Below are 25,224 nucleotides of genomic sequence, written 5' to 3' on the forward strand. Positions count from 1 at the left end.
AGCCGGCGCCCTGGCTACGCCGGGGCAGTGCCATACTGGCGGCGATGTTCCCCCCACCCCTCATCGGTTGGATTGTCGCAGCGGCGGGTACGGCACTGGCGCTCGCCGGAGCTTTCTGGGCCGCCCGCAGGTCCGCTGTTTCGCGCTCACTGGTGCCGGCGCGCGTCACCCGCGTTACCGGCGACGGGGTTGCCCGGGTGGAGGTCGCCGGTTCGACCGGTGGCTCCGACGCGGTGCTGGACCGCGCGGTTCCCGGCCTCATCGAGGGCGACACCGTCATGGTCCGCCCCCGCGCGGGTCACCCGGCAACGTATGGACCGTGCCCGCGGCCGTGGAACGCCTACTGGCTGGGCCTGCTCTGCTACGGGCTCGTGCTCATCGCCCTTGGCGGCACCGCTGCGCTTATCCAGGACACCGGCGACGAGCGTCCGCTGTTCATTCCCTTCATCGGGGTGGTTTTGCTCTTGGGGCCGTTCCTCATGGCGGGCAAGGTCGCCGGGCTGGTCGGCTTCGCGCGCAACGCCACGCGCACCAGCGGACACATCGTCGGCTACCGCCGCCACCCGCACGTGCGCGTGAACGAGCTGCCCGCCTCCATGCCGCGGATCGAGTACACGTTCGGGGGCGCCACGCGGCGCGCCTGGAGCCGGGCGGCGTACATGTCCTCGCTGTTCACGGGCAAGCGGGTCGCCGTGTGGGTCGGCGACCGCTCCCCCGCCGACATCATGACAGTGGGCACGCTGGTCTACTCCACCGGCGTCATATCACTGGTGTGCGGGTACTTCGGGGCGCTTTTCCTCGTGGGAGTGCTGCTGCTGTAGCCGGTTCCGGGCCGGGGCCGCCGGCAGCGTCAGCGCGGGGCTGGGCCGGTGTAGTACGCACGCGTGGCCGGTAGAAGCACTGTGACCAGCACAGCTACCGATGCCACGAACACGACCACCAGGTGGGGTTGGGAGAGAGTCACCAGCGTGTCCAGGTTGAACACCGTCCAGGCCAGATAGCCGCCCGCTGTGAGCAGAATCCCCCCGAACACGACCCTGCTCCTCCGGTTGGCCACGACGGCCAGCACCAGGACCGCGAGCGGCGGCACGGCGAAAACGACCACGGCCAGGGGAAAGAACGCGAACCACCAGACCAGCGTGTAGAGGCCACCGAGGAAAAGAAGCACCAGGAACGCACGCAGCCACGCGAGGGTCAAAGGGCGATCGTCGGACACGACTTCTCCAGAAGGTGCGGACGGGGGACGGGCGATCCCAGGGTGGGGCGGCTCAGCTGTTCGGCAGTTCGACGGTGTAACCGTACACAACGGCGGCGTCCTCGCCATCGGGCTCCCCATCGGGGTTCTTGAGCCCCTCCTCCGGGAAGACGACCAGGGCCTCGCGGTTCACGTTCCCCTTGGACGGGTGTCCGCCCGTGCACTCGACGATCATGTCGATGTCCTCGGCGTCCTCCCGCACGGAGAACACCTCGTACTCCTCGTCGGTGGGCCCGTCCTCGTCCCGATAGGTCCCCAGGTTCTCCGCGGTGCAGAACACCTCGGCACCACCGCGCGTGGTCTCGAAGCGAAGCTCGTAGTAGGGCCGCTCCCCTCCAAGGTACTTCCCCTCGATCTCCAGGTTCTCGGCGTCGGAGGGAATCACCAGACCGCTCTGCGTCTCGAACCCTTCTTGGAGCTCCTCCGGGGACTGCGTCATCGTCTCCGCGGGATCCGGTGACGGCTCCTCCTGGGGAGCGCCGCCAGGAGAGCACGACACCAACACGCCCACGGCGGCGACGAGCACGGGAATCCGAAGGTCGTCACGGCGCACGCTGATCATCCCTCCACCGTGGGCAGATCCGCGTCGCCACGGATCCAGAATTCCTGAGCCATACCATACTGGTGCAGTTCGGCGAGGTCCGACTGGCTGTAGCCGGCGATGTTCTCTTTCCAGTCGTCTTCGAACACGGGATCGTCATTGTCGCGTTCCCAGTCGTACCACTTTTCCATGTTGACGCTGGTGTCCAGCTCGTAGGAGGGGTCGCCCCCCTCCTCGTCGGGCGGGTACACCGTGATCTCGCCCTCCAACCAGTAGTGGAAGCTCCCGACGGCGTTGTTCCAGTCGACGTCGTCATACACGAACTCGGTGCCGTTCTCCTCCCCCGGGGGATAGCCCCACGGGGCCTTCTCGGTGCTGATCGGGAAGGTCATGGGACGGTCGATGTCGCGCTGCTCTGCCTCATCAAGCGCGTCGCTGATAATCCTGTCCTGGCGCTCCTCGATCTCCTCCTCGAACTCCGGAACGTCCTCGAGGAAGCTGTCCATGGGCAAGTTGACGTCCTCGCCGCTTCCGTCGAGGAAGTGCTCGAACATAGCAGCGGCGTACGGCCGGCACAGGTGCTCCATGATGTCCGTCGGATTGAGGCACGAGTACCTCCCGCCCTGGATCGTCGCCTCGATCTCGTTTTTGGTCTCACAGGTACGTTCCGGGCAGCACATGTCGTCCCAGAAGAAACAGGGACCGTCACTGCCCTCACCGAGGCTCTGGTAGTCCTCCTGGGACTGTTCGTACTGGTCCATCTGCGGGTACTCGCCGGGCTCCGTCCACAGCGGGCTCTCCTCCTCGGTGAGGGTGCCGCGGGAGGCGGGATCCTCCACTTCTCCGTCCTCGTCCTCTTCCTCGCCGCCTTCTTCGTCCCCCCCATGGATGGCGGGCTCCACAGTGAGCGGCCACGACGTGTCGAGGTCGGGTTCCCGTTCCTCAGGCGTTGGTAGGCGGTCCTCGGGGGATGGCACGTTCGGGGCGGGATCGTCGGCGGTGCTCCGCGTGTCGTCGCCCGGACCCGAGTCGTCGCACTCTTCCGGGTTCTGGTTTCCGATCTTGCACAGCGCCGACGCGTACATGTCCTGGACGCGCCCCGGAACGCCGGCCGTGAGGACGACGACCACCATGGCGGCGACCAACAGGATCACGGCACCGTACTCGGCGAAGCTTGCCCCTCTTTCGCTCCCGGTCCGGGGGGCAACATACCCAAGAGGGGACCAGAACAGGCGCATCATAGTCCAAGGAGTGGGGGATTTATGGCCAGCGGAACACGCATAACCGGACAATTTATGAGCCAGCAAGGAGTTTTACACAAATCCTGACAGAACGGCAACCATCGGCGATCAGAAAACTCGGGTGGTACCAACGAGCCTGGTGGGGCGAAAGAATCATGTCGGGTTCTGTGCGGATTCTTCGTCCCGAGGGAACAGATTCCGCCCACGGCCAGCTCAGCCCGGGTGAGTGTGAACGCCGTCCCGCCCACGCAGCCAAAACGCCCACCCTCCTTCACCCGCCCCGGTGAACGCCTCGACCAACTGCCGCTCGGCGGTGTCGAGGTAGGCCGCGAGGCGGCCGGCGGCCTCATCGACGCGCCCGGCGCGCAGCAGCTCGTACATCTCGCGGTCGCGTCCGAGACAGGGCGCGTGGAACTCGCGCGGCGCGGACACCACGTGGAAGACCAGGGGCAGCGGTCCTGCTGTGGTCGCCTCCTGGGATAGCAGCGTGGACCGGCCGGGACCGGTGCGGCCTACCTGGGCGGCGGCACGGTTCCCACCGCGGGCTTGATGTTCGCGTTCAGGTGGAACACGTTGTCCGGGTCGTACTCGGCCTTCACCCGCGCCAGGCGCGTGTACTTCTCCTCCCCGTAGGCCGCCCGCACACGGTCGTCCTCGTACTCGCTCATGAAGTTGACGTAGCTGCCCGCACCAGAGGAGTACGGCTGCAGGGCCGACCAGAACGAGCGCGCCCACTCCCGGTCGACATCCAGCATCTCCTGTATGGGCGCTATCGCGGAGATCGCGAGCGCGAAGCGCGCGGCGCGGCTGCCACCGAAGGCCGTGTCGGCGTCGGCGGTGTCGCTGACGGCCCCTCCGAGCGCGAACATCGGCACGAAGGACATCGACGACGTCTTCCGCGGCAGGTGCTCGGCAATGACACCGATCGCCTCCTCGGTGAGTTCATCCAGGTAGAGCCCCTTGTCGTAGTCGAGGATGCCCCAGGGTGCGGACTCGTTGAGCATCTGCTGGAGTTGGACATACGGCATCGGCGTAACGAACTCGAACAGCGGCCGCGTCTCGCGAACTGGCCGGATGAGCCGCTCGTGCTCCGCGGCCGAGCCGAATCCGGTGAGTATCAGCGCGCACCCGGCCAGGTGGTGGTACTGCTCCGGCACGAACGGGGCCGGAGGCGCGCTCAGCCCGGCCCCGATGATCGCGTTGGCGTTGCGCGGTAGTGCTTCGGCGACGTCACGGCTCAGCCGGAGCGCCTCGCGGGACCGCTCCAGCGGCCAGAAGAACAGGCCCACGTGCACCTGGGGTCCCACCGGGTGCAGCCGGTACTCGAAGCGCGTGACGACGCCGAAGTTCCCCCCTCCGCCGCGCAGCGCCCAGAAGAGGTCGGGACGCTCGTCCTCGGCTGCCCGCACCACCCGGCCGTCCGCGAGCACCACCTCCGCCGCGACCAGGTTGTCGATCGTCAGCCCGAAGGAGCGCATCAGCCACCCCAGGCCGCCGCCGAGCGTCAGCCCGCCGACTCCGGTGTGGCTGACGATTCCGGCCGTCACCGCCAGGCCGTGCTCCTGTGTGGCGGCGTCCAGGTCGGCCAGGGCCGCTCCCCCGCCGCACACCGCGCGCCGCGTGTCGGGATCCACCGAAACCTGGTTCATCGGGCTGAGGTCGATCATCAGGCCGTTCTCGACGACTGACACGCCGGAGAGGCTGTGGCCGCCTCCGCGCACGGAGACCTCCAACCCTTCGGCCGCGGCGAACCCGATGGCGGCGGCGACATCGTCAGCCGAGCCGCAACGCGCGATCAGGCGCGGGTGCCGGTCGAACGCACCGTTCCACAGCGACCGAGCGCTGTCGTATCCGGCATCCGTCCCAGTGAGAACGGTACCGCCGAAGCGGGTGCGGAACGTTTCGATGTGGATGTCAACTGTGTCGGTCATGGTGGCCCCCCGTGGCGGCGGCGCTCACGCGTGGACCACGCAGTGGCGCCCGGAATCGCGGGGACCTGCCCCACTCAACCCCCGCGCAATCAGCCTAGTGATGCTGTTTTCCCTGGTCAGCACGGCAAAATCGAAATCCCGACAAATCCCAACAAAATTCCAGCAACGTACGAGGGGCGCGGGGTCGGTGAGCAGGGGTCAGCTGTTGTCCTGGGCGGTGAACGCCTCGACCAACTGCCGCTCGGCGGTGTCGAGGTAGGCCGCGAGGCGGTCGGCGGCCTCATCGACGCGCCCGGCGCGCAGCAGCTCGTACATCTCGCGGTTGCGTCCGAGATAGGGCGCGTGGAACTCGCGCGGCGCGGACATCACGTGGAAGACCAGGCGCAACTCGGCGAGGAGCCGGCGCACGAACTCGTCGACCCGCGGGCTGCCGGCCAGGGCCGCGATGGCCTCGTGGAAGTGCATGTTCGCCGTGCCGACGCCCCACCAGTCGCCGTTCTCGTGCGCGCGCTCGCCCTGCTCGACCGCCTCGCCGACCCGGGCGAGCGCCTCCTCGGGGGCGTTCTCCGCCGCACGCAGCGCCGCCAGCTCCTGCGGGCGGCGCGCCCGGTAGAGGTCGACAACGTCGTCGGCCGTCGGGTTGGCGACGAAGACACCGCGGTTGAACTCGTGCACCAGCAGCCGCTCGTGGCCCAGCAGCCGGAAGGACTCGCGCAACGTGTTGCGCGAAACCCCGAGCGCGGAGCCGATCGCCTCCTCGGACAGCCGCGACCCCGGCGCGAGGGCGCCCTCGATGAGCTGGCCACGCAGGACGTCGGCGACACGCTCAGCGGTACTGGACCGCCCCACGTGGCTCCGGAAGGCCGCCAACCGGTCGACAAGCTCCTGAGCCACGATCGCATCCATTCCGTCCACGCGTCCGCTCCATTTCGGGGCACCAAGGGCCCTTCCCCCGATTCTGGCCGACGCGCCGGCGAGGCCGGCCCACCCACCCCTCCGCGGTACCCGCGGGCGCGGTTTCCGCGGATCCGTGCGACACGGGGATGGCGCGTCCGGCCGCGGAACAGTACCATGATGGCTCTTGCTGGATCTGAGGATTGTTGAACAATCCTCAGATCCCCCCCAACGGCAATGTCACTGCACTGCGCCCACCCCGCCGCCGCTCTCCCCCCAAAGCGAGAGGTCGCCATGAGCGAACGCAACGACACCCGTGCCCGTCCCAACCTCCGCGTCACAGGGCGCGGCACCCTCCTCGGGGCCATGTTCCTGATGGCCACCAGCGCCATCGGCCCCGGTTTCATCACCCAGACCACGGAGTTCACCGCCCAGCTCGGCGCCGCGTTCGCCTTCGCGATCTTGGTGTCGATCCTCATCGACATCGCGGTGCAGTTGAACATCTGGCGGGTCGTCGGCGTCGCCGGCGAGCGTGCCCAGGACCTCGCCAACAAGGTGCTGCCCGGTGCCGGGTACCTGCTCGCCGCGCTGATCGTCTTCGGCGGCCTGGTGTTCAACATCGGCAACATCGGCGGGACCGCGCTCGGCCTCGACGCACTGCTCGGCGTCGACGTCCGGATCGGCGGCGCGGTCTCCGCCGCGATCGCCATCGGCATCTTCCTTGTGCGGCGCGCCGGGGTGGCGATCGACCGCATCATCGTCGTCCTCGGCGTCGCCATGATCGTGCTCACCTGCTACGTGGCGGTGGTATCGGACCCGCCGGTGGGCGAGGCCATGCGGCAGGCGGTGCTGCCCGAGGCGCTGGACGCCGACATCTTCTTCGCGACGGTGACCATCATCGGTGGCACGGTCGGCGGCTACATCACCTACGCGGGCGCGCACCGCCTGATCGACGGCGGGACCAGTGGACCGGAGAACGTCCGGACCATTTCCCGCATCTCGGTGACCGGAATCCTCATCACCGGTGTGATGCGGGTGCTGCTGTTCCTCGCCGTGCTCGGCGTGGTCACGGGCGGCGCCGCCGTCCTCGACAGCCCCAACCCGCCAGCGGCGGCGTTCCAGAGCGCCGCGGGTGATGTGGGGATGCGGCTGTTCGGCGTCATCCTGTGGACGGCGGCGATCAGCTCGGTGATCGGAGCCTCCTACACCTCGGTCAGCTTCGTCACCTCGTTCTCGGGGTGGCTGGAGCGCCGCCGCGGCTGGCTCGTCGCGGGCTTCATCACCGTGTCCGCGCTCGTCTACGTCCTCCTGCGGGAGCCCCCGGCGACGCTGCTGATCTTCGCCGGCGCACTCAACGGGCTCATCCTCCCGGTGGGCCTGGGGATCATGCTGTGGGTGGCCGCGTTCCGTGGCCGCGACCTGCTGGGTGGGTACCGGTACCCACGATGGCTGCTGGCCATAGGCGTGCTCGCGTGGCTGCTGACCATCGTTATCGGTTACCAGGCGCTCTCGGGGATCTCAGAGCTCTGGCAGTGACCGAACCCCCGGTGGCGGCGGACCCCGCCGCCACCGGTGACCACCACACGACACCAAGGAGCTGGTCATCATGACAGGTGGCGCCGACTCCGGCCACGACACCGCGGAGCACGGGCAGCGAACCGCGCCCCGGGAGGGCTGGCAGTTCTGGGTCGACCGCGGCGGCACGTTCACCGACATCGTCGCCCGGCAGCCCGATGGCCAGCTTGTGACGCATAAGCTGCTGTCGGAGAACCCGGCGCGCTACCGGGACGCCGCCGTTGCGGGCATCCGCGCGCTGCTGGACAGCGATGCGGGTACCGCCGCCACCCCGGAGCTGGCGGGTGTGGTCGACTCGGTGCGGATGGGGACCACCGTGGCCACCAACGCCCTGCTGGAACGCACGGGCGAACGCACGGCCCTGGTGATCACGCGCGGGTTCGCCGACGCTCCCCGGATCGGCTACCAGAACCGCCCGCGCATCTTCGACCGGCACATCGTGCTGCCGGAGCTGCTGCACGAGCGGGTGATCGAGGTCGACGAGCGGGTGACCGCCGACGGCACGGTGCTGCGCCCGCCGGACCTCGACGCGCTGGCCGCCGACCTGCGAAACGCCTACCGGGCGGGTATCCGCTCCATCGCGGTGGTGTGCGTGCACAGCCACCTGTACCCGGACCACGAGCGCGCCATCGGGGACCTGGCGCACCGGCTCGGCTTCCCCCAGGTCTCGCTGTCGAGCGAGGCCAGCCCGCTGATGAAGGTGGTGCCGCGAGCCGACACCACGGCGGTGGACGCCTACCTCTCACCGGTGTTGGGCCGCTACGTGCGGTGGGTGGCCGACGAGATGCGCGGCGTGCGGCTGATGTTCATGCAGTCCAACGGCGGGCTGACCGAGGCCGGGCACTTCCGCGGCAAGGACGCGATCCTGTCCGGGCCGGCGGGCGGCATCGTCGGCATGGCGCGGGTGTCCCAGCTCGCCGGCTACGACCGGGTGATCGGATTCGACATGGGTGGCACGTCCACCGACGTGTCGCACTACGCCGGCGAGTACGAGCGGGTGTTCGACGCCCAGATGGCGGGGGTGCGGCTGCGCGCGCCCATGCTGGACATCCACACCGTCGCGGCGGGCGGCGGGTCCATCCTGCACTTCGACGGCAGCCGGTACCGGGTGGGCCCGGACTCGGCGGGGGCGGTGCCCGGGCCCGCGTGCTACCGGGGCGGCGGGCCGCTCACGGTCACCGACGCCAACGTGATGCTGGGCCGGGTACAACCCGAGCACTTCCCGCACGTGTTCGGCGCCGACGGCGACCAGCCGCTCGACTCCGAGGTGGTGCGCAAGCGCTTCGCCGAGCTCGCCGGCACGATCACCGCGCAGACCGGCGACGAGCGCTCCCCCGAGCAGGTGGCCGAGGGGTTTCTGCGGATCGCCGTGCTGAACATGGCCAACGCCGTCAAGCGCATCTCGGTGCAGAAGGGGCACGACGTCACCGAGTACGTGCTCACCACGTTCGGCGGCGCCGGCGGCCAGCACGCGTGCGCGGTGGCCGACTCCCTGGGCATCCGCACCGTGCTCGTCCCGCCGATGGCCGGGGTGCTCTCCGCGCTCGGCATGGGCCTGGCCGACACCACGGCCATGCGCGAGCAGTCCGTCGAGGAGACACTGGATCCGGCGGTGCTGCCCACGTTGGACGATGTGGCGGCGTCCCTGGAGCGGCAGGCCGTCGCCGAGCTCCTGGACGAGGGGGTCCCGCCGCAGCGCGTCACGGTGACCAAGCGGGTCCAGGTGCGCTACGACGGCACCGACACCCCGGTGCCGGTGGAGCTGGGCGAGCTGGACGCGATGGTCGCGGAGTTCGAGGCCAGTCACCGCAGGACCTACTCGTTCCTCATGGACCGCCCTCTGGCCGCCGAGGCGGTCTCGGTGGAGGCCACCGGGCTCACCGAGCAGCCCGACCTGAGCCACCTGGGCGACCCGGGCTCGTCCGGGGCGCGGGGACCGGTCGACACGGTACGGCTGTACGCCGCGGGGGAATGGCGCGACGCCCCGCTGTACCGGCGCGATCTGCTGCGCCCTGGTGAGGACGTGGCGGGGCCGGCCATCATCGCCGAGGCCAACGCCACCACGGTCGTGGACGACGGCTGGCGGGCCACCACCACCCCGGCCGGGCACCTGGTGGTGGAGCGGGTGCGCGCGCTCGCCGGCAACGATGTGGGAACCCGCGCCGACCCGGTGATGCTGGAGGTGTTCAACAACCTCTTCATGTCGATCGCCGAGCAGATGGGGGCCCGGCTGGAGTCGACCGCCCAGTCCGTCAACATCAAGCAGCGGCTGGACTTTTCCTGCGCCCTGTTCGACCCCGACGGCAACCTCATCGCCAATGCCCCGCACATGCCGGTGCACCTCGGTTCGATGGGCACCACGGTGCAGGAGGTGATCCGGCGCAACGCCGGAACCCTGCGCCCCGGCAACGTCTACGCGGTCAACGACCCGTACCACGGCGGAACCCACCTGCCCGACGTCACCGTGGTGACCCCGGTCTTCGACCAGGCCGGCGAGCACGTCCTGTTCTACGTGGCCTCGCGCGGCCATCACGCGGAGATCGGTGGGCTCACCCCCGGCTCCATGCCGGCGCACAGCCGCGAGGTGCACGAGGAGGGCGTGCTCTTCGACAACTGGCTGCTGGTGGAGGACGGCGGGTTCCGCGAGGACGCGACGCGGCGGCTGCTCACAGAGGCGCCGTACCCCTCGCGGAACCCGGAGGTGAACCTGGCCGACCTGCGCGCGCAGATCGCCGCCAACGCCAAGGGGGTCGAGGAGGTCGACGCGATGATCGACCACTTCGGACTGGATGTGGTGCAGGCCTACATGCGGCACGTGCAGGACAACGCGGAGGAGGCGGTGCGCCGCGTCATCGACGCGCTGGACGACGGCGAGTACCGCTACGAGATGGACTCCGGGGCGGTCATCGCGGTGCGGCTCACTCTCGACCGCGGCGACCGTACGGCGACGATCGACTTCACCGGCACCTCGCCGCAGCTGGCCAGCAACTTCAACGCGCCGTCGTCCGTGGCGACCGCGGCGGTGCTTTACGTGTTCCGGACACTGGTCGCCGACGACATCCCGCTGAACGACGGCTGCCTGAAACCGCTGAGTCTCATCATCCCGCCGGGGTCGATGCTCGCTCCGGAGTACCCGGCCGCCGTGGTGGCGGGCAACGTCGAGACCTCGCAGGCGGTCACCGGCGCGCTCTACGCCGCCATGGGGGTGCAGGGCGAGGGTTCGGGGACGATGAACAACGTCACCTTCGGCAACGACCGCTACCAGTACTACGAGACCCTCGGCTGCGGCTCGGGCGCCGGCGACGGGTTCCCCGGGGCGCCGGTGGTGCAGACGCACATGACGAACTCCCGGCTGACCGACCCGGAGGTCCTGGAGACGCGGTTGCCGGTGCTGCTTGAGGAGTACGCCATCCGGCGCGGCAGCGGCGGCGAAGGCCGGTGGCGCGGTGGCGACGGCGGGGTTCGCCGGATCCGGTTCCTGGAGCCCATGACGGTGAGCACCCTGACGGGCCATCGCCGGGTGGCGCCCTACGGCATGGCCGGCGGCTCCCCGGGCGGCCTGGGCCGAAACAGCGTCGAGCGGGCCGATGGCACCGTGGTCCCGGTCGCGGGCTGCGACTCGGTCGCCGTGGAAACCGACGACATCCTGGTCATCGAGACACCCGGAGGCGGCGGGTACGGCCACCCCGAGTGAGCCGCCACTGCTGATCGGCTTTGTCCGGGGCTCGCTCGGCAGCCGCCTACCGGAGATAGGCGCGAGACGACGGGAGAAGAACAAGAACCAGAATGATCGAAGGCAGGATGAGCTGCGTGAACCCCTGCGGGTTGCCCTGACCGAGCGTGGAGAGGGCCTGCAGGACCATGAGGACCATCAGCGCGACAACGCACCCCAGGAACAGGCGACGCCCTTTGCGTAGGCGCAGGCCGCAGATCAGGGCGAGCACACCGGGCAGTGCGAGATAGGTAAAGGCGCCAGCGGCCTCGGCGGTGAGCCCCGCCTGGTTTGCGCTCACCACGACTCCGGCGGCAACCGTTATCGCCCTGATTCCGAATATCCCGAACAGCAGGACTCGCGCGGCCCGGAGAGGACCGGGCAGCTCTCCTCGAAGCTCGGCGTCGTCATCGTAGACATCGGTCATTGAGGGCTCCATAGCAAAGAAGATGGGAATTTGTATGGCCGTTGCAGATGGTCTACGCATTGATGTCGAGCTGAGCCGAACTACTCCGCACCGCCGAACCCGTTCGGTCGCGCCCGGCCAGATCCGGTAACCGAGTCATCGAGGCTCGGGTCGATCACTGCCTGCGGTTCTTCTCATCTCTCTCCCGGAAGCGCGCCCAGAAACGCTCCGGAATCGCGACGTGCTCCGCGACGAACGCCTGGAAACTGGGAGCCACGGCTTCCTCGCCGTCACCTTCGAGTGTGTACAGCCAGACCCGTTCGTCCTCCGGCTTGAAAAAGTAGAGCATGTAGCCCTGGTGATGCCCGAAAAAGAACCGGTCGCCCAACGGGACGTTCTCGTCCTCCTGCTGTTGGCACTCCTGCGCGTAGCTCCAAAGCCCCAGGCAGTCGGGATAGTAGAAATTGCTTCCGCGGAACAGGTTCCCGGCACCGCGACCGGCTTTCCGCATGAACGCGACGTAGGCCTCGGGAGGAGCCCCGAAAGGGCATTCCGCGAGAATCTCGCGGACCTCCCTCTCGGCGCATCCCCGGATCTCCGCGGGACGCGCGGCGTCCAGGCGCGCCAGCTCGGCGAGGAGCTGGTCGAGCCACGCGTCGGCATCTGTATCCTCCGCACGCACGTCGGGCCTCCTACTAGCCCCATGTCACGTTCACATCGATGTTCGGGAACTCGCGCTCGAACTGCTCGATCACTCCATCGCATGAGGGGCATGGCCGCCGTTCAGAGTACAGCTCGATGGTCCCTTCGATGTCGGGCCGCGTCTCAGGATAATTTCCGTCGGCATCCCGAGGGTTGAGCTCCTCGGCGAGAGACTCCAGAATCTTCTGCTCGGAATCCGCGTTGGTGTTGGCGGTGTACCGTTGATCCTCGGGCATCGGCGTACTTCCGGGCCGGTCAGGACCGCTTGTTCCCGCGAGCTGCCGGTTGTCGAGACCATCGATATTGATGTCCGCGACCGCCACGTTCCGCTTCTTGGAGTACGCCTGGCCTTCGTCCGCCCAGTACTGGCGCCAGTCGTTCACTGCCTCCTGGCTGGCCGGGGCGCAGTCTTCGTTGTGGACGAGCGCCGTGCCCGCGCCAGCATCCACATAATAGGTGTGCAGGTCATCAACGGCGAGGTTGTGTACCCGTTGGTCAGCAACGTCCCGGATGCCGACCGCGCTCACCTGGACCCATGTCCCGGACGCGGTCCGCAACCAGGTACCCGGGTCGAGATCGATCGCGTCGACCCACTCGCCTGCCTCCGGCGCCCAGAACGGGTGCTCATCCGTAGCGGTCAGGGTCGCCGAGCCACCCGCCGCGTCGGTGACGGTGAGATCGACCAGCGTCTTCTCACCTTCGTCACTGGGCAACGCGGTAACCGTACGCGGTCCCTCTTCACCGGTTGCCGGATCGAACGCCCACACCTCGTCACCAACGGCAACGGACTCGATCGGCTGAAGGCCGCCGCCGGCCATGAGAACCTCGGTGCCCGGAACGAAACTGTTCCGCGCACACGCGAGTTCTGTGTTGTTGTTCTCGTTGTCCTCAGAATCGTTGTTGCTGTTGCTGTCGCTGTCGTTTCCATTCCCGTCGAGCTTTTTCAGTTTTGCGATCTTCGAGGCCCACCCGGCACCGGGAATGAACCAGGAACCGATGTCCCATGTTGCCAGCCCAGCGGCCTCGGCGTAGTCTCCGTTGCTCCACGCCTCACGCGCCTCCGGGCTGAGCAACAGCGACAGCGGATCTTCCTTGATGCCCTCCCACATACCGCTGAAGGTGTCGATCGGGTTGGTCGTGAAAATGTCAGCAATTCCGGAGATGTCACCCCAGATGCCCTCCCACAGACCGCCGAAAAAGTCCTTGAGGTGCGGAGCAGCGGTGTCGGCGAACCAGTCCCCGACATTGCCAGCCGTTTCAGCGAACCAGTCCCCGACATTGCCGGCCTTTTCGGTGGTCCAGTCCCAGGCGTTGCCCGAGGTCTCAGTGGTCCAGTCCCACGCGTTCGACAGGCCGTCTCCTGCGGCATCAGCCACGTTACCGCCGTGGCAGAAGACGTTCCAGCCGCACCCATCGTCGCCGTCACCGCCGCCGTCATCATCATCGCCGGTGTCCCGACTGGCGTAGCTGGTGTCCTCACCGTCACCGCCGCCGTCATCGTCGCCGCCGGTGTCCCGACTGGCGTAGCTGGTGTCCTCACCGTCACCACCACCGTCGCCGTTACCGCGACTGGCGTAATCCGACTCCTCGTCGCTGCTGTCGTCGGGGGCGGCGCCACCATCGTCACCGGGCTCGCTGCCGCCCGGAGAGGCACCCGTCACCTGGTCCAACGCATCCTGGATCAGCTCCGCGGGCTTGTCAGTGACACCCGAGGTCACCACGCCCGCGAGAATGGCCGCGACCAGGAGGATGACCGCGGCGTAATTAGAGAAGGACGCGCCACGCTCGGGATCGTGAATGCGGATGAGCATTGTTCACCACCGGCGCCGCCACGGACCAGTGACTAGAGTGACAGCACACAGAAGAAGGGGACAAAGGGGTGATCTGACTCTGGAGTCAGCGAACGGGACTCAACTAGAATTCCGGAGGCCGCTAACAACTGGACGCACAGCCTTCCCGCACCACTGGCTCGTTTCTGGGTAATCGCTGCCCTCAGACCTTACAGAACGAAACGCGCCGAACAAGGTTTGGGGCCATCTCCGGACAGGCGGGAACCAGATTCCGCTGCGATGCGTCAGCCACTCGTAATCGCACGTCGGCGTCTTCCGGGCTTGAGGGGCCTCCCTTTTTCGCGCATTTGTGTCGTCGGAGTGTCACAACGGGTGAAGATTGATCGTCAATCGGTGGCGTGCACGGCGCACGATCTACAGGGAACCAGATTCCGCTCGAATGCGTCACGCTGGCAATCCGCTGCCCGGCGGGCTCAGAAATGCGGGGCGATCCACGCGTCCATCTGCGGTGACTAAGGCGGTCAGCCGGACGGGCAGGGCACGGTGCGCCGCGTCGAACACGACCGCGATGACAATTTCGGCACCGAAGGTGCCCCACCGTCACACCCGACACATCACGCCGCGGACCCGCTGCCCCTGCCCGGGTTCATGACGTCCTTCGCTACCTGCTGGGCGAGCCCTCGCGTACCGCTCTGATCAGGCGGTCCTCGGCGTCGGCGCCGGGGTGGATCCGCGGAAGGCGCCAGATCAGGATGAGTCCCACCAGCCACCAGGCGCCGACGATGACCCACTCGTAGGGCAGCACCAGGGCCGAAGGCATGCCGGGCAGGTACAGCACGGCCAGCCCGAGGCTGAGGACGAGGGCAACAACCCCGATGACCGGTCCGGCCGGGACGCGGAACGGGCGGCTCATCTGGGGTTCCCGGCGCCGCAGGACGAGGAAGGTCAGGGTCACCACGATGTAGGCCACGACGATGTTGACGCTGCCGGCGTTCACCAGCCAGGTCAGCATCTCCTCGCCGAACAGCGGGGCGATCACCGACAGCGCGCCGATGACGAGGAGGGCGTTGCCGGGTGTCTTGAACCGCGGGTGCAGCCGGCCGAGCCACTCCGGCAGCATTCCGGAGCGCGCCATGGCGAAGATGAGCCGGCTCGACCCCACAAGGAACGCGTTCCAACTGGTCAGGATGCCCGCGATCCCGCCGAGCACGAGCAGGTTGCCCATGGTCTGGCTGTTCCACAGGGCCGCCATGCCGTCCGCCGAGGCGAGCTCGGCGTCCAGCAGGTCCGGCCGGGAGAGCGCGGAGCTGACCGTGAGCATGATGAGGATGTACCAAGCGGTCGCGCAGGCCACCGAGAGCACCAGGACCCGTCCGACCTGCCGGTAGGGCAGGTTGACCTCCTCCGCTGACTGCGGGATGACGTCGAAGCCGACGAACAGGAACGGGGTCGCTACCAGGACGACGAGCAGACCCGAGGTTCCGCCCGCGAAGAGCGGGGTCATGTGCTCGGTGGACCCGCCGACGGCCGAACCCAGGGTGAGGAACACGGCGACCCCGAGCAGGAACAGCACGGCGATCGTCTGGAAAATGGCTGATGGGCGGATCCCGAGGTAGTTCAGCGCCGTCATCACGACCGCGGCGACGATCCCCACCGCGGCCCACGTCGCGTGGACGTCGTAGCCGGCCACTGTCCACAGGTGGCCGGCCTGCATGTCCGGGAACAGGTAGAGGATCGTCTCGGGCAGGGCCACGGCCTCGAACGCCACCACCGTGAGGTAGCCGAGGACCATCCCCCACGAGGCCACGAAACCACCGCGCGCCCCGAGCCCGCGCAGCGCGTACTGGTGCTCGCCGCCCGCGCGCGGCATGGCCGAGACCAGTTCGGCGTAGGTGAGACCGACGAGCCCCACGATCGTCCCGCCGATGAGGAACGCCAGCGCGGAGCCGAGGCTCCCCGCGTCGTTCAGGAAGTCGCCCGTGAGGACGACCCATCCGAACCCGACCATCGCCCCGAACGCCAGCGCGAGGATGTCCCCGCGCCCCAGCACCCGGATGAACTCGGCGCCGTCCTTCGCCATGGGCAAGCCTCCACACCAGCGCAGCCGTCGTGGTCCCCCGCTCTCCCTCCCTCACTCAACAGAGCAATGGGCCGGAGACCGGGAGAGGTTCTCCTTCCAAGATCCACCTGCCCAAAATGGCACCAGTTATCGCCGGCCTCCGCCAACATGCCGGGCTTGGAAGCAGTGGCGGATGGCCCACTACGTGTCGCGGGGCAGAAGGTTCATGACGGCCTGTGATGGTCGGCCAGCTCGGTAGCGAGGTCGTGTAGACGCGCCTTGGCCTCGGCTGGCTCATGCACGGTGATGGACCTTCCGAACGGCAGCAGCGCTCGCACATCTTCAAGGTGCGGGAACCTGATGGTGACCTTGTACGCGGCGGTTTCGTCTGTGTGCTTCTCCAGGCGGAGGCGCTGTCCGAAGATACGTAGCGCACGCTCGACCTGAGACTCGTCAATGGTCGCGGAGACTTCGATGACGTGGTCATGTTCCCACTGCGCGGTGAGTGTGGCAGCGACGCTGTGCAACGTCCGGCGAGGACGTATCCGTCGCCGGTGACCGGTTTCAGCCCATGCCGTGATCCGCTCGAGGCGGAACATCCGTGGTGCTCGGTCGCAGTCAGCGACGAGATACCAGATGCCGGCCTTGGCGAGGAGCCCGTAGGGATCGACGACGAGCGTGCTCGGTTGTGCCTCGCGAGAGCTGTTGTACTCGATCCGCAGTTGCCTGGCCCGCCGCACCGGGCCGATCAGCGCAGCCGGGGGTATGCCGTCAGGCCGTGGCTGGAGCCAGGGGCGACTGTCGACATGTACGACCTCGGTGAGTGGAATCAGGTCTTCAGAGTGACCCGGATGTGTCTTGGAGAGCTTGGCGAGCGCGTGCCGGGTCTCGGTGGAGGCGTTGAGGTCTTCCCGCTGCTTCTCATCCAGTCCCGTCAGCGACAGGGTCTGCCTCTCCCCCGGGGTGAGTCGGGTGAGGTCGAGCCCCGTGCCGGGGAGCACGGTGACTCCTCCGGATCGGCCACGCTGTGCGGACACGGGAAATCCGGCCTCACGCAGCCAGTTCAGGTCCCGGGTGACCGTTCGAAGCGATACTCCGAGCGCCGCGGCGAGGTCGGTCGTGGTCACGGCGTCTCGCGACTCAAGAAGCAGCATCAGGGAGAAGAACCGGTCAGGGGTCATGGTCTCAATCGTGGCGGAAATTGCGCCATTATCCGGCGCATATGCAGGTCAGTCTGATCTCTGCGCGCCAATCCCGCAGCCAATGATTAGTCGAAGGGGAACAAACCATGACCGCGTCCGTGGTGACCATCGTCTACGTGAACGACGCACCTGCCGCAGCTCGCTTCTACGGTGATCTCCTCGGCATCAGCCCGTCGTTCGAAACCCCGGGCTACATCGCCTTCGGCCTAGGACCTGGTGCCGACCTGGCCCTGTGGGCGGACCAGTTCGAGAGTCTCACCCCCGATGTCCCCCGAACCAGCGAGGTCTGCCTGGCCATCGACGGTGGCCCCGAGGAACTCGATGCTGTCTTCCAGCAGTGGCGGTCCAAGGGCGTCACGATCCTGCATGAACCTCATGACGCAGGGTTCGGCCGCACATTCCTGGCAGCCGACCCCGATGGCAACCGGGTCCGCGTCGCGCCGCAGGACTGACATTCAATCCCTCGGCAGGTGCGGCACGCCCACGCTCGGCGTCGGCAGTGCCGCACCTGCCGGTATGACCTCCCGAGAGGCTGAACATTGCCCCCGCGAACGCACCCTTGAGCATTGAGGGCCGCAAGCGACTGACCAAGCGCTGCAAAACCCGTCCCATCGCCCACACAGCGGAGCAGGAGGACGACCGCCAGCCTCACGGCTCATGGAAGGCGTCACCAACGTCCGACCCTCATACAGCTAGTTCTCCGCCTCGAATGCCTGGGCCACGGCGAGACTGTCCTCGTAGACGTGCTGCCGGGTGACAAGGCCGTCTTCGACCGTAAGGTGCAGGGCGAACCGGGCCCGGTAGGCACGTCCCGTGGACCGGGCGGTCTGGCGGATCTCACCGAACACGACCGCATCGTCGCCGTCGACGAGGACACGCTCGACCTCGGTAGCCGCCGCCCCGGGCACGTGGTGCTCGGCGAGCTCACGGTAGTGCGCGGCGAAACCAGCGCGGGTGGACCGGTGGCGGATCCACGGGGTGCCGGCGCGGCCGTGCTCCTCCTCGGGCCAGTCCAGCTTCCAATCGGCCTGCTCGGCATAGAGCTCGGCGATGCGTTCGGGGTTCCCTTCGCCGATCCGCCCCAGCAACTCCTCCACCACCGCACGCGTGGTCGAAGGCGCGGATATCGTCATCGCTGGTCCCTTCTGTTCGAGATCCGCGTCGTAACGCCGCGGAGGTCCATCATTGCCCAGCTCGATGCGCCGCGGCGATTACCCGGCAGGTCATGGCACACGCTTCACCGAGCCAGCGTTCGGCTGCTCTCGCGGACACGGCACCGGGCGGGCGCACGCCGTCTGGTCTCGCAAAGGGGCCGGGGTGGACCGGGCCGTCCGGATCCGGCATGCCGACGCTGCCGGGATCGGCCGGCACGCCGCGTTGAGGGGCCGCGCACGTCAACGCCGGCGAGGTACCGCGCAGCGCGCTCGTCGCCAAAGGGGCGCGGTCTTGCCGCTTAGCGCGCCAACCCCGTATTTTCTGGGCTACTGGACTCCCGTAGGTTGACCGGCTTCGCGACGTCTACGCCCGTCGCCGCGACCGCCGTAGAGAGAAGGCGTCATGGAAACTGCCCTCACCCCTCTGGAGTTCGCCCGGCGCGCGCGCAGGCTGCATCCGCAACGCGAAGCGGTGGTCGACGGGGAGCTGCGGCTGACCTACGAGCAGTTCCTCGACCGCTGCGACCGCTGGTCCGCCGTGCTGCAGAGCATGGGGGTGGCCAAGGGCGACCGTGTCGCCTACATCGCCCCCAACACCCACGGCCAGCTCGAATCGTTCTACGCGGTGCCGCAGACCGGTGCGGTGCTCGTGCCCATCAACTTCCGGTTGTCGACCGACGACTTCAGCTACATCGTCAACCACTCCGGCGCCAAGGTGGTCTGCGCGCACGCCGACCAGCTCGACGCGGTGGACCGGGTGCGCGACCAGATGCCCGGCGTCGAGCGTTTCGTGGCGCTTGAGGGCGCACGCGAGGGGTGGGAGGACTACGAGTCCCTCATCTCGGGTGCCGACCCGCACTTCACCCGGCCGGACATCGCCGAGACCGACCTGTTGACGATCAACTACACCAGCGGCACCACCGCACGCCCGAAGGGCGTGATGATCACCCACCGCAACGCGTACATGAACGTGGTCGGCACCCTGCTGCACCTGCGCATGGACGTCGGCGAGCGCTACCTGTGGACGCTGCCGATGTTCCACGCCAACGGCTGGACCTACACCTGGACGGTGACAGCGGCGGCCGCCACCCACGTGTGTCTGCGGGCGATCGAGCCGGCGCGCGTGTTCGACCTGATCCGCGCCGAGGGGATCACCTGGCTGTGCGCGGCCCCCACCGTGCTGATCACGCTGGCCAACACTCCTGAGGAGGTCCGCGGCCGCGACATCGGCGGTGTGCACGTCGTCACCGCCGGCTCCGCCCCCGCCGCCGCCACCATCGAACGCCTGGAGCAGGAGTTCGGCTGGAAGGTGACCCACATCTACGGGCTCACCGAGACCGCTCCCTTCATCCTGGTGTGCGAGCCCCGGCCGGAGCACGACGGCCTGTCAACGCAGGACCGCGGGACGCTCAAGGCGCGCCAGGGGGTCGAGCTGATCTCGTCGGGCGAGCTCGCGGTTCTCGACGAGACCGGCGCCGAGGTTCCCTGGGACGGTACGACGGTCGGCGAGATCGCGGTGCGCGGCAACGTGGTGATGGCGGGCTACTACAACGACCCCGAGGCCACCGAGAAGGTCATGTACGACGGCTGGTTCCACACCGGCGACGCCGCCGTCACCCACCCGGACGGCTACGTCGAGATCCAGGACCGGATCAAGGACGTCATCATCTCCGGTGGCGAGAACATCTCCTCGATCGAGGTCGAAGGGGTCCTGCTGCGCCACCCGTCGGTTCAGGAGGTGGCGGTGGTCGGCGTGCCGCACGAGAAGTGGGGCGAGACGCCGCGCGCCGCCGTCGTGCTCCAGGAGGGCGCCGAGGCCGCGGCCGAGGACATCATCGCCTTCGCGCGGGAGAACATGGCGCACTTCAAGGCCCCCACGGAGGTGGAGTTCGTGGACCAGCTCCCCAAGACCGCCACGGGCAAGATCCAGAAGTACGTCCTGCGTGGCGGCGCGCCCGCGATCTCCCGCCAGTAACCGGCCGCGAGAACCGGGAGGGCGCGGCGAACCCCGGTCTCGGAAGGGCCGGTGTGCCCCATCATCAGGCCGGGCTCAGGCGTTTACCGGGGAAGCCGTGGGAGCGAGCGGCGACCACGACGACCAGCACCGGCCCCAGGAGGATCAGGAGACTCCATGGGAAGGAGGACGTGCCGAGCGTGTCGAGGAGAACGCCGCCAGCGACCCCGCCGCCGGCCATCGCTCCGTTCCACAGGGTGACCAGCATGGCCTGCGCCGGATCGCCTCCCGCGTCAGTCGCGGCGGTCTGCAGGAGCGTGGGAGCCCCGCCCCATCCGAGACCCCACAGCGTCACCGCCAGGTAGACGAGCGCGGGGAGGTCGGCAAGGACCGCCAGGACAGCGGCTGCCACGGCCACCAGGAGGACACTCGCGATGGTGAGGGCCCGCAGCCGGCGGTCGATGAGGGTGCCAACGATCCAGATACTCGCTATGGACGCGCCGCCGAAGATCAGCAGCACGAAGCCGACGGAGTCGCCCATGCCGACCTCGTGCAGGAAGGCGGCGATGTAGGTGTAGAGGATCGTGTGGGCCAGCACGAACGCCAGGGTGACGAACAGGACCGGTACCACTCCGGGGATGGCCAGCGCCCGCAGAACGGACGTCCGGCTTCCCGGCCGCTGCCCTGGATAGTCCGGGGCCAGCAGGAGGACCCAGCCGATAACGAGCAGGGCGAGCACGGTCATGAGGGAGAAGGTCACCCGCCAGCCGAGGTAGGTGCCGATGAACGTGCCCGCGGGTACCCCTAGTGACAGTGCGATCGGAATGCCCACCATCACGATCGCGATCGCTTTGCCCTGCAGGTGCTCGGGCGCCATGCGGCGCGCGTACCCGACGAGCATCGCCCAGGCCAGTCCTGCCGCCACCCCCGCGACGAACCGGGCCGCCATTATCAGGGCGTAGTCAGTAGAGAATGCTGTGACCGTGTTGGCCAGCGCGAATCCGGCCATGGCGGTCAGTAGGAGCCGTTTGCGCCGCCACCCTGCCGTGGCCGCGGCCAGGGGGATGGCCGTGACCGCGGTTCCGATCGCGTAGATCGTTACCACCTGCCCCATCGCGGATTCGCTGACGCCGATGTCAGCGCTCATCCCGGGCAGTAGACCCGCGGGTAACGTCTCGGTCAGCACCGTGATGAAAACCGCGGTGGCCAGCGCCAGCAACGCCGCCAGGGGAAGCTTCTGGTTGGTCTGATTGTCGGGTAGCCGGGTGCTTTCGGTAGACATGACTGTAGACTGAAACCTTCACATCTATGTGAAGGTCAAACGCGGCCGGATGTGAGGAGAGGTACATGCGGATCGGAGAGCTGGCGGAGCGCACCGGCACGTCTCGCCGGCTGCTCCGGTACTACGAGGAGCAGGGGCTGATCGCCTCCGAGCGCTGCCCGAACGGTTACCGCGACTATGACGAGCGGTTCGTGGACCGGGTCATACAGATCAGAGGGCTACTGGACGCCGGCCTGCCAACCCGCATCATCAAGCAGATCCTGCCCTGTCTGGACAAGCCGCGCGTCATCCACTTCTCCGACGCCACCCCGGAAATGATCGCGACCCTCGAACAGGAACGCGACCGCATGACCGAGCGGATCAGGTGCCTCACCCAGAACCGCGACGCCGTCTCCGAGTACCTCGAATCCGTGCGCGCCAATCCTGGCTCTTCCCGGCGCTGACCTCGAAAACCCGGCACCCGCGAACGACCGCTGCCGCACGGCCCGGGGGCCGGGAGGACGCGGTGCGTTCCGTGCCCCGTCCCGGTGTCCTGTTGGGCGCTGACACCCTCACAGCACCACGCTTCGTGGTACCAGTGTCACGCCCGGAGACCGATTTGGCCGAAATATGATGGACCGATTACGTTCCTTCAAAATCATCTCAATGTCGGAGGAAACGTCCAGTGTCCGGCGTCGCGCCACTCCCCAGCAACGTACGACTCCTACACATCGGTCCGCACAAGAGCGGGACCACCGCGGTCCAGGGCGCGTTCCATCTGGCCCGCGAGCGCCTAGCGGGGCACGGCATCACCTATATCGGCAAGGGTCTGCACCCGGTGCGCCCGGTGCAGGCGATCACGGGCCGCGGCCCGATGCTGGGCGAGCCCGCCGCCAGTACCCGCGACTGGGACAACCTGGTTGCCGAGGTCGCGGCCACGGGTGACCAGCGGGCGGTCATCAGCAGCGAGTTCTTCGCCGAGGCCGACGACGCCGTCGCCCGCCGCGTCGTCTCCGACCTCGGTGACCAGGTGCACGTGGTGGTGACCCTGCGGCCCCTCGGCAAGGTCCTGGCGGCCCAGTGGCAGCAGTACGTGCAGAACGGGCTCCGCGACTCCTTCGAGGAGTGGTTGGACATCATGTTCAACCGGCCCCACGAACGCCCCAACTCCACGTTCTGGCGGCGCCACCAGCAGGGCGAGATCGTGACACGGTGGGCCAACGCGGTGGGTCCCGAGAACCTGACCGTGATCTGCGTGGACGACTCCGACCCCCGGATGCTGATGCGCACGTTCGAAGGGCTGCTGGACCTCCCCGAAAAGTTCCTGGTCCCCGACGACAGCACGGCCAACCGTTCGCTGACCCACGCCGAGGCGGAGCTGGTGCGTGGCTTCAACCAGCAGTTCAAGGCCGGGTCGTGGCCCACCGGGCTCTACGCCAGCCACATCCGGCGGGGCGCGGTCAAGCGGATGAAGGTGGCCTACAAACCGACACAGCATGACCGGGCGATCCGCACCCCGGAGTGGGCCCTGGAGCGGGCCGCGAAGCTGGGGAGCGAGGGGGCGGAGACCATCACGGCACTCGGGGTGCACGTCATTGGTGACCTCGAACTGCTGAGCGAGTACCCCAGCGGCCGAGCCGGCACTCCGGACCCCGATGTCGCCCTGGCCCCGCAGGCCGCCGCCGAGGCAGTCATGGGCGTCGTCGCCGCGAGCGCGAAAGAGGCCAAGGCGAAGGCCAAGCCCGGCAAGAGCGCCCACGACCGGACTCTTCGCGAGGTGACGGCTCGGGAACTGGCCCGGGAGCTGTTCGCCCGCGGCCTCCGCAAGGCCCGCCGCGCCCGGAAGCGGGTCCTGAAGTCCCAGAAGAGCGCATCGTCCTGAGCAGGCGGCCCGGGCCCATCCCGGCGGTCGTGAGAAGCCGGCCCCACAACCGCGGTTGTGGGGCCGGCTTTATGAATCGCGGCGCACCCGAGGTCAGTGGCGGGGCCGGTCCTCGCGCAGCACGGCGAACAGTTTGTGTAGCGCCGATTGGGCTGTCGCGGAGCTGAACGGCCCCACCGCGACGACGGCCGACACGAGCGCGGACGCTTCGCCCGGCGAGAGCTCGATCGGCGGCAGGTGCGTGCGCGCGTCGATCGTGTACCCGCCGCCCGGGCCGGTACGGATGACCAGCGGTAGCCCGGCCTCGCGAAGCCGGGCGATGTCGCGTTCCACGGTGCGGGTGCTCACCCCCAGCCGCTCGGCCAGCACCCGTGCGCTGGTCACCCGCGGAGCACGGACCCGCAGGTGCTCGATCAGCGCGTGCTGGCGCTCAACCAGCGGCAGGGCGTGCCACAACTGGCCGTCGGTCTCGTCGGTGCTCACCACTCGTCTCCGCGCTGAAAAACCCGCGATCGCCGACACAGCCTTGTCGGCGACCCCACACTAGCGTCATTCGCGTACCTTCCGACCTCGGCTAGGAGACCACGATGCGCTGGCGTGACGAGCTGCTCGGCCAACTCGATTTCTACTGGGAGCACAGCCTGTGGCCCCGCCTCGGCGGGCTCACCGACGCGGAGTACTTCTGGGAACCCGCCAAGGACTGCTGGAGCGTCCGCGAGCAGGGCGACGGGTCGTTCCTGATCGACTGGCAGTGGCCCACCCCGGAACCGCCGCCCGTGACCACGATCGCCTGGCGGCTCTCCCACGTCGCCGTTCAGGTCTTCGGTATCCGCGCCAGCAGCCACTTCGGCGACGGCTCACTGACCATCACCTCCGCCACCTGGCCGGGCAGCGCCGACAGCGCGCTGACCATGCTGGAGACCAACTACCGGGCATGGCGCGAGGGCGTTCTCGGTCTGGACGACGCCGCGCTGGACCGGCCCGTCGGCGAGGCCGAGGGGCCGTGGGCCGAGCACTCCTTCGCGACCCTGATCCTGCACATCAACCGGGAGCTCATGCACCACGGCGCCGAGATCGCCCTGCTGCGCGACCTCTACCGGGCCGGCTTCAGCTCGTGACTCTGGACGAGGCCCGGATCACCGACCAGCTCACGGCCTACTGCGACAACGAGTTGTGGCCGGGGCTGGTCGGGCTGAGCGACGAGGAGTACCTCTGGGAGCCCGTGGTCGGCTGCTGGTCGCTGCGCCCCGCGCCGGACGGCACGCACACGGTCGACTGGGCGCTACCGCCGCCGGATCCCCCGCCGGTGACCACGATCGCCTGGCGGCTCGCCTTCGTGGTCACCAACCTGGCCACCCGCGCGCACCACCACTTCGATGCCGCGCCTTTCAGCCCGGACACCCACGACTGGCCCGCCACGGCCAGCGGGGGCGTGGCCCTGCTCCGGGAGACGGTCCGCGACTGGTGCCGGTGCGTGCGCGGTCTCGACCCGTCCGAGCTGTCCCGCGCGGCCGGCCCCAGCGAAGGCGTGCACCAGGGACACAGCCTCGCTGCCATGCTGCTCAACGCCAACTGCCAGGTCATCCACCACGGGGGCGCCATGCTCCTGCAGCGGTCCCTGTGGTCAGCGAGGGCGGCCTCCTGACGAGGCGCTGCGCCCGCTGC

23 protein-coding genes are annotated in these 25,224 nt (G+C 68.4%); 9 read left to right on the top strand and 14 right to left on the bottom strand.

Annotated features, from left to right (window positions below; genetic code table 11):
* Positions 1-44 precede the first annotated feature (44 nt).
* The gene (locus F4561_RS14900) at positions 45-821 is read left to right on the top strand and encodes a DUF3592 domain-containing protein (protein ID WP_184579543.1); all 777 of its coding nucleotides are present in this window, start codon (positions 45-47) and stop codon (positions 819-821) included.
* A gap of 29 nt (positions 822-850) precedes the next feature.
* Here F4561_RS14900 and F4561_RS14905 read toward each other — a convergent pair whose 3' ends face one another.
* The 6 genes from F4561_RS14905 to F4561_RS14930 form a co-directional block, all read right to left on the bottom strand.
* Positions 851-1,216: a hypothetical protein gene (locus F4561_RS14905; RefSeq protein ID WP_184579545.1), complete on the bottom strand. Its 366-nt coding sequence runs from the start codon at positions 1,214-1,216 to the stop codon at positions 851-853.
* A gap of 52 nt (positions 1,217-1,268) precedes the next feature.
* Entirely contained in the window at positions 1,269-1,817 is a 549-nt protein-coding gene (locus F4561_RS14910; protein WP_184579547.1) for a hypothetical protein, read from the bottom strand.
* Entirely contained in the window at positions 1,814-2,950 is a 1,137-nt protein-coding gene (locus F4561_RS14915; protein WP_312885277.1) for a hypothetical protein, read from the bottom strand. The genes F4561_RS14910 and F4561_RS14915 overlap by 4 nt, the downstream gene beginning before the upstream one ends.
* A gap of 300 nt (positions 2,951-3,250) precedes the next feature.
* Positions 3,251-3,469, bottom strand: coding sequence for a hypothetical protein (locus F4561_RS14920; RefSeq protein ID WP_184579549.1), 219 nt, complete (start codon positions 3,467-3,469; stop codon positions 3,251-3,253).
* An 80-nt stretch (positions 3,470-3,549) separates the two neighbouring features.
* Positions 3,550-4,968 (bottom strand): FAD-binding oxidoreductase, encoded by a 1,419-nt coding sequence (locus tag F4561_RS14925; protein WP_184579551.1) that lies wholly within the window; start codon positions 4,966-4,968, stop codon positions 3,550-3,552.
* A 198-nt stretch (positions 4,969-5,166) separates the two neighbouring features.
* Complete coding sequence (locus F4561_RS14930; protein WP_184583672.1) at positions 5,167-5,874, bottom strand: GntR family transcriptional regulator; 708 nt, start codon at positions 5,872-5,874, stop codon at positions 5,167-5,169.
* A 282-nt stretch (positions 5,875-6,156) separates the two neighbouring features.
* Here F4561_RS14930 and F4561_RS14935 point away from each other — a divergent pair, with 282 nt between their 5' ends.
* Both F4561_RS14935 and F4561_RS14940 read left to right on the top strand, forming a co-directional pair.
* Complete coding sequence (locus F4561_RS14935) at positions 6,157-7,398, top strand: NRAMP family divalent metal transporter (protein ID WP_184579553.1); 1,242 nt, start codon at positions 6,157-6,159, stop codon at positions 7,396-7,398.
* A gap of 70 nt (positions 7,399-7,468) precedes the next feature.
* Positions 7,469-11,131 carry a hydantoinase B/oxoprolinase family protein gene (locus F4561_RS14940; RefSeq protein WP_184579554.1) on the top strand — a complete coding sequence of 1,221 codons (3,663 nt, stop codon included), beginning with the start codon at positions 7,469-7,471 and terminating at the stop codon, positions 11,129-11,131.
* 46 nt (positions 11,132-11,177) lie between these two features.
* Here F4561_RS14940 and F4561_RS14945 read toward each other — a convergent pair whose 3' ends face one another.
* From F4561_RS14945 to F4561_RS14965, 5 genes are all read right to left on the bottom strand, one after another.
* Positions 11,178-11,576, bottom strand: a complete 399-nt coding sequence (locus tag F4561_RS14945; protein WP_184579556.1) for a hypothetical protein — start codon at positions 11,574-11,576, stop codon at positions 11,178-11,180.
* 154 nt (positions 11,577-11,730) lie between these two features.
* Positions 11,731-12,237, bottom strand: coding sequence for an SMI1/KNR4 family protein (locus F4561_RS14950; protein WP_184579558.1), 507 nt, complete (start codon positions 12,235-12,237; stop codon positions 11,731-11,733).
* Positions 12,238-12,250: 13 nt separating this feature from the next.
* Complete coding sequence (locus tag F4561_RS14955) at positions 12,251-14,068, bottom strand: polymorphic toxin-type HINT domain-containing protein (protein ID WP_184579560.1); 1,818 nt, start codon at positions 14,066-14,068, stop codon at positions 12,251-12,253.
* 640 nt (positions 14,069-14,708) lie between these two features.
* On the bottom strand, positions 14,709-16,127 hold the full coding sequence (locus F4561_RS14960) for an APC family permease (protein ID WP_184579562.1): 1,419 nt from the start codon (positions 16,125-16,127) through the stop codon (positions 14,709-14,711).
* Positions 16,128-16,330: 203 nt separating this feature from the next.
* A complete protein-coding gene (locus F4561_RS14965; RefSeq protein ID WP_184579564.1) occupies positions 16,331-17,287 on the bottom strand; it encodes a helix-turn-helix transcriptional regulator in 957 nt (318 codons plus the stop codon).
* 107 nt (positions 17,288-17,394) lie between these two features.
* Here F4561_RS14965 and F4561_RS14970 point away from each other — a divergent pair, with 107 nt between their 5' ends.
* The gene (locus tag F4561_RS14970; protein ID WP_184579566.1) at positions 17,395-17,760 is read left to right on the top strand and encodes a VOC family protein; all 366 of its coding nucleotides are present in this window, start codon (positions 17,395-17,397) and stop codon (positions 17,758-17,760) included.
* 240 nt (positions 17,761-18,000) lie between these two features.
* Here F4561_RS14970 and F4561_RS14975 read toward each other — a convergent pair whose 3' ends face one another.
* Positions 18,001-18,441 (bottom strand): nuclear transport factor 2 family protein, encoded by a 441-nt coding sequence (locus F4561_RS14975; protein ID WP_184579568.1) that lies wholly within the window; start codon positions 18,439-18,441, stop codon positions 18,001-18,003.
* 424 nt (positions 18,442-18,865) lie between these two features.
* Here F4561_RS14975 and F4561_RS14980 point away from each other — a divergent pair, with 424 nt between their 5' ends.
* A complete protein-coding gene (locus F4561_RS14980) occupies positions 18,866-20,437 on the top strand; it encodes a long-chain-fatty-acid--CoA ligase (RefSeq protein ID WP_184579570.1) in 1,572 nt (523 codons plus the stop codon).
* A gap of 64 nt (positions 20,438-20,501) precedes the next feature.
* Here the strand turns inward: F4561_RS14980 and F4561_RS14985 are convergent, their stop codons facing one another.
* Complete coding sequence (locus F4561_RS14985) at positions 20,502-21,698, bottom strand: MFS transporter (RefSeq protein ID WP_184579571.1); 1,197 nt, start codon at positions 21,696-21,698, stop codon at positions 20,502-20,504.
* A 65-nt stretch (positions 21,699-21,763) separates the two neighbouring features.
* Here F4561_RS14985 and F4561_RS14990 point away from each other — a divergent pair, with 65 nt between their 5' ends.
* Both F4561_RS14990 and F4561_RS14995 read left to right on the top strand, forming a co-directional pair.
* Positions 21,764-22,141 (top strand): MerR family transcriptional regulator, encoded by a 378-nt coding sequence (locus tag F4561_RS14990; protein ID WP_184579573.1) that lies wholly within the window; start codon positions 21,764-21,766, stop codon positions 22,139-22,141.
* A 221-nt stretch (positions 22,142-22,362) separates the two neighbouring features.
* On the top strand, positions 22,363-23,559 hold the full coding sequence (locus F4561_RS14995) for a hypothetical protein (RefSeq protein WP_184579575.1): 1,197 nt from the start codon (positions 22,363-22,365) through the stop codon (positions 23,557-23,559).
* Between the two features lie 93 nt (positions 23,560-23,652).
* On the opposite strand, the gene F4561_RS15000 is transcribed toward F4561_RS14995, so the two are convergent.
* On the bottom strand, positions 23,653-24,042 hold the full coding sequence (locus F4561_RS15000; RefSeq protein ID WP_312885279.1) for a helix-turn-helix transcriptional regulator: 390 nt from the start codon (positions 24,040-24,042) through the stop codon (positions 23,653-23,655).
* Positions 24,043-24,146: 104 nt separating this feature from the next.
* On the opposite strand from F4561_RS15000, the gene F4561_RS15005 reads away from it, so the two are divergent.
* Both F4561_RS15005 and F4561_RS15010 read left to right on the top strand, forming a co-directional pair.
* Positions 24,147-24,677 (top strand): DinB family protein, encoded by a 531-nt coding sequence (locus F4561_RS15005; protein WP_184579579.1) that lies wholly within the window; start codon positions 24,147-24,149, stop codon positions 24,675-24,677.
* Positions 24,674-25,204, top strand: a complete 531-nt coding sequence (locus F4561_RS15010) for a DinB family protein (RefSeq protein ID WP_184579581.1) — start codon at positions 24,674-24,676, stop codon at positions 25,202-25,204. The genes F4561_RS15005 and F4561_RS15010 overlap by 4 nt, the downstream gene beginning before the upstream one ends.
* The last annotated feature ends 20 nt before the right edge of the window (positions 25,205-25,224 follow it).

Source organism: Lipingzhangella halophila, assembly GCF_014203805.1.
GTDB classification, from domain to species: Bacteria; Actinomycetota; Actinomycetes; order Streptosporangiales; family Streptosporangiaceae; genus Lipingzhangella; species Lipingzhangella halophila.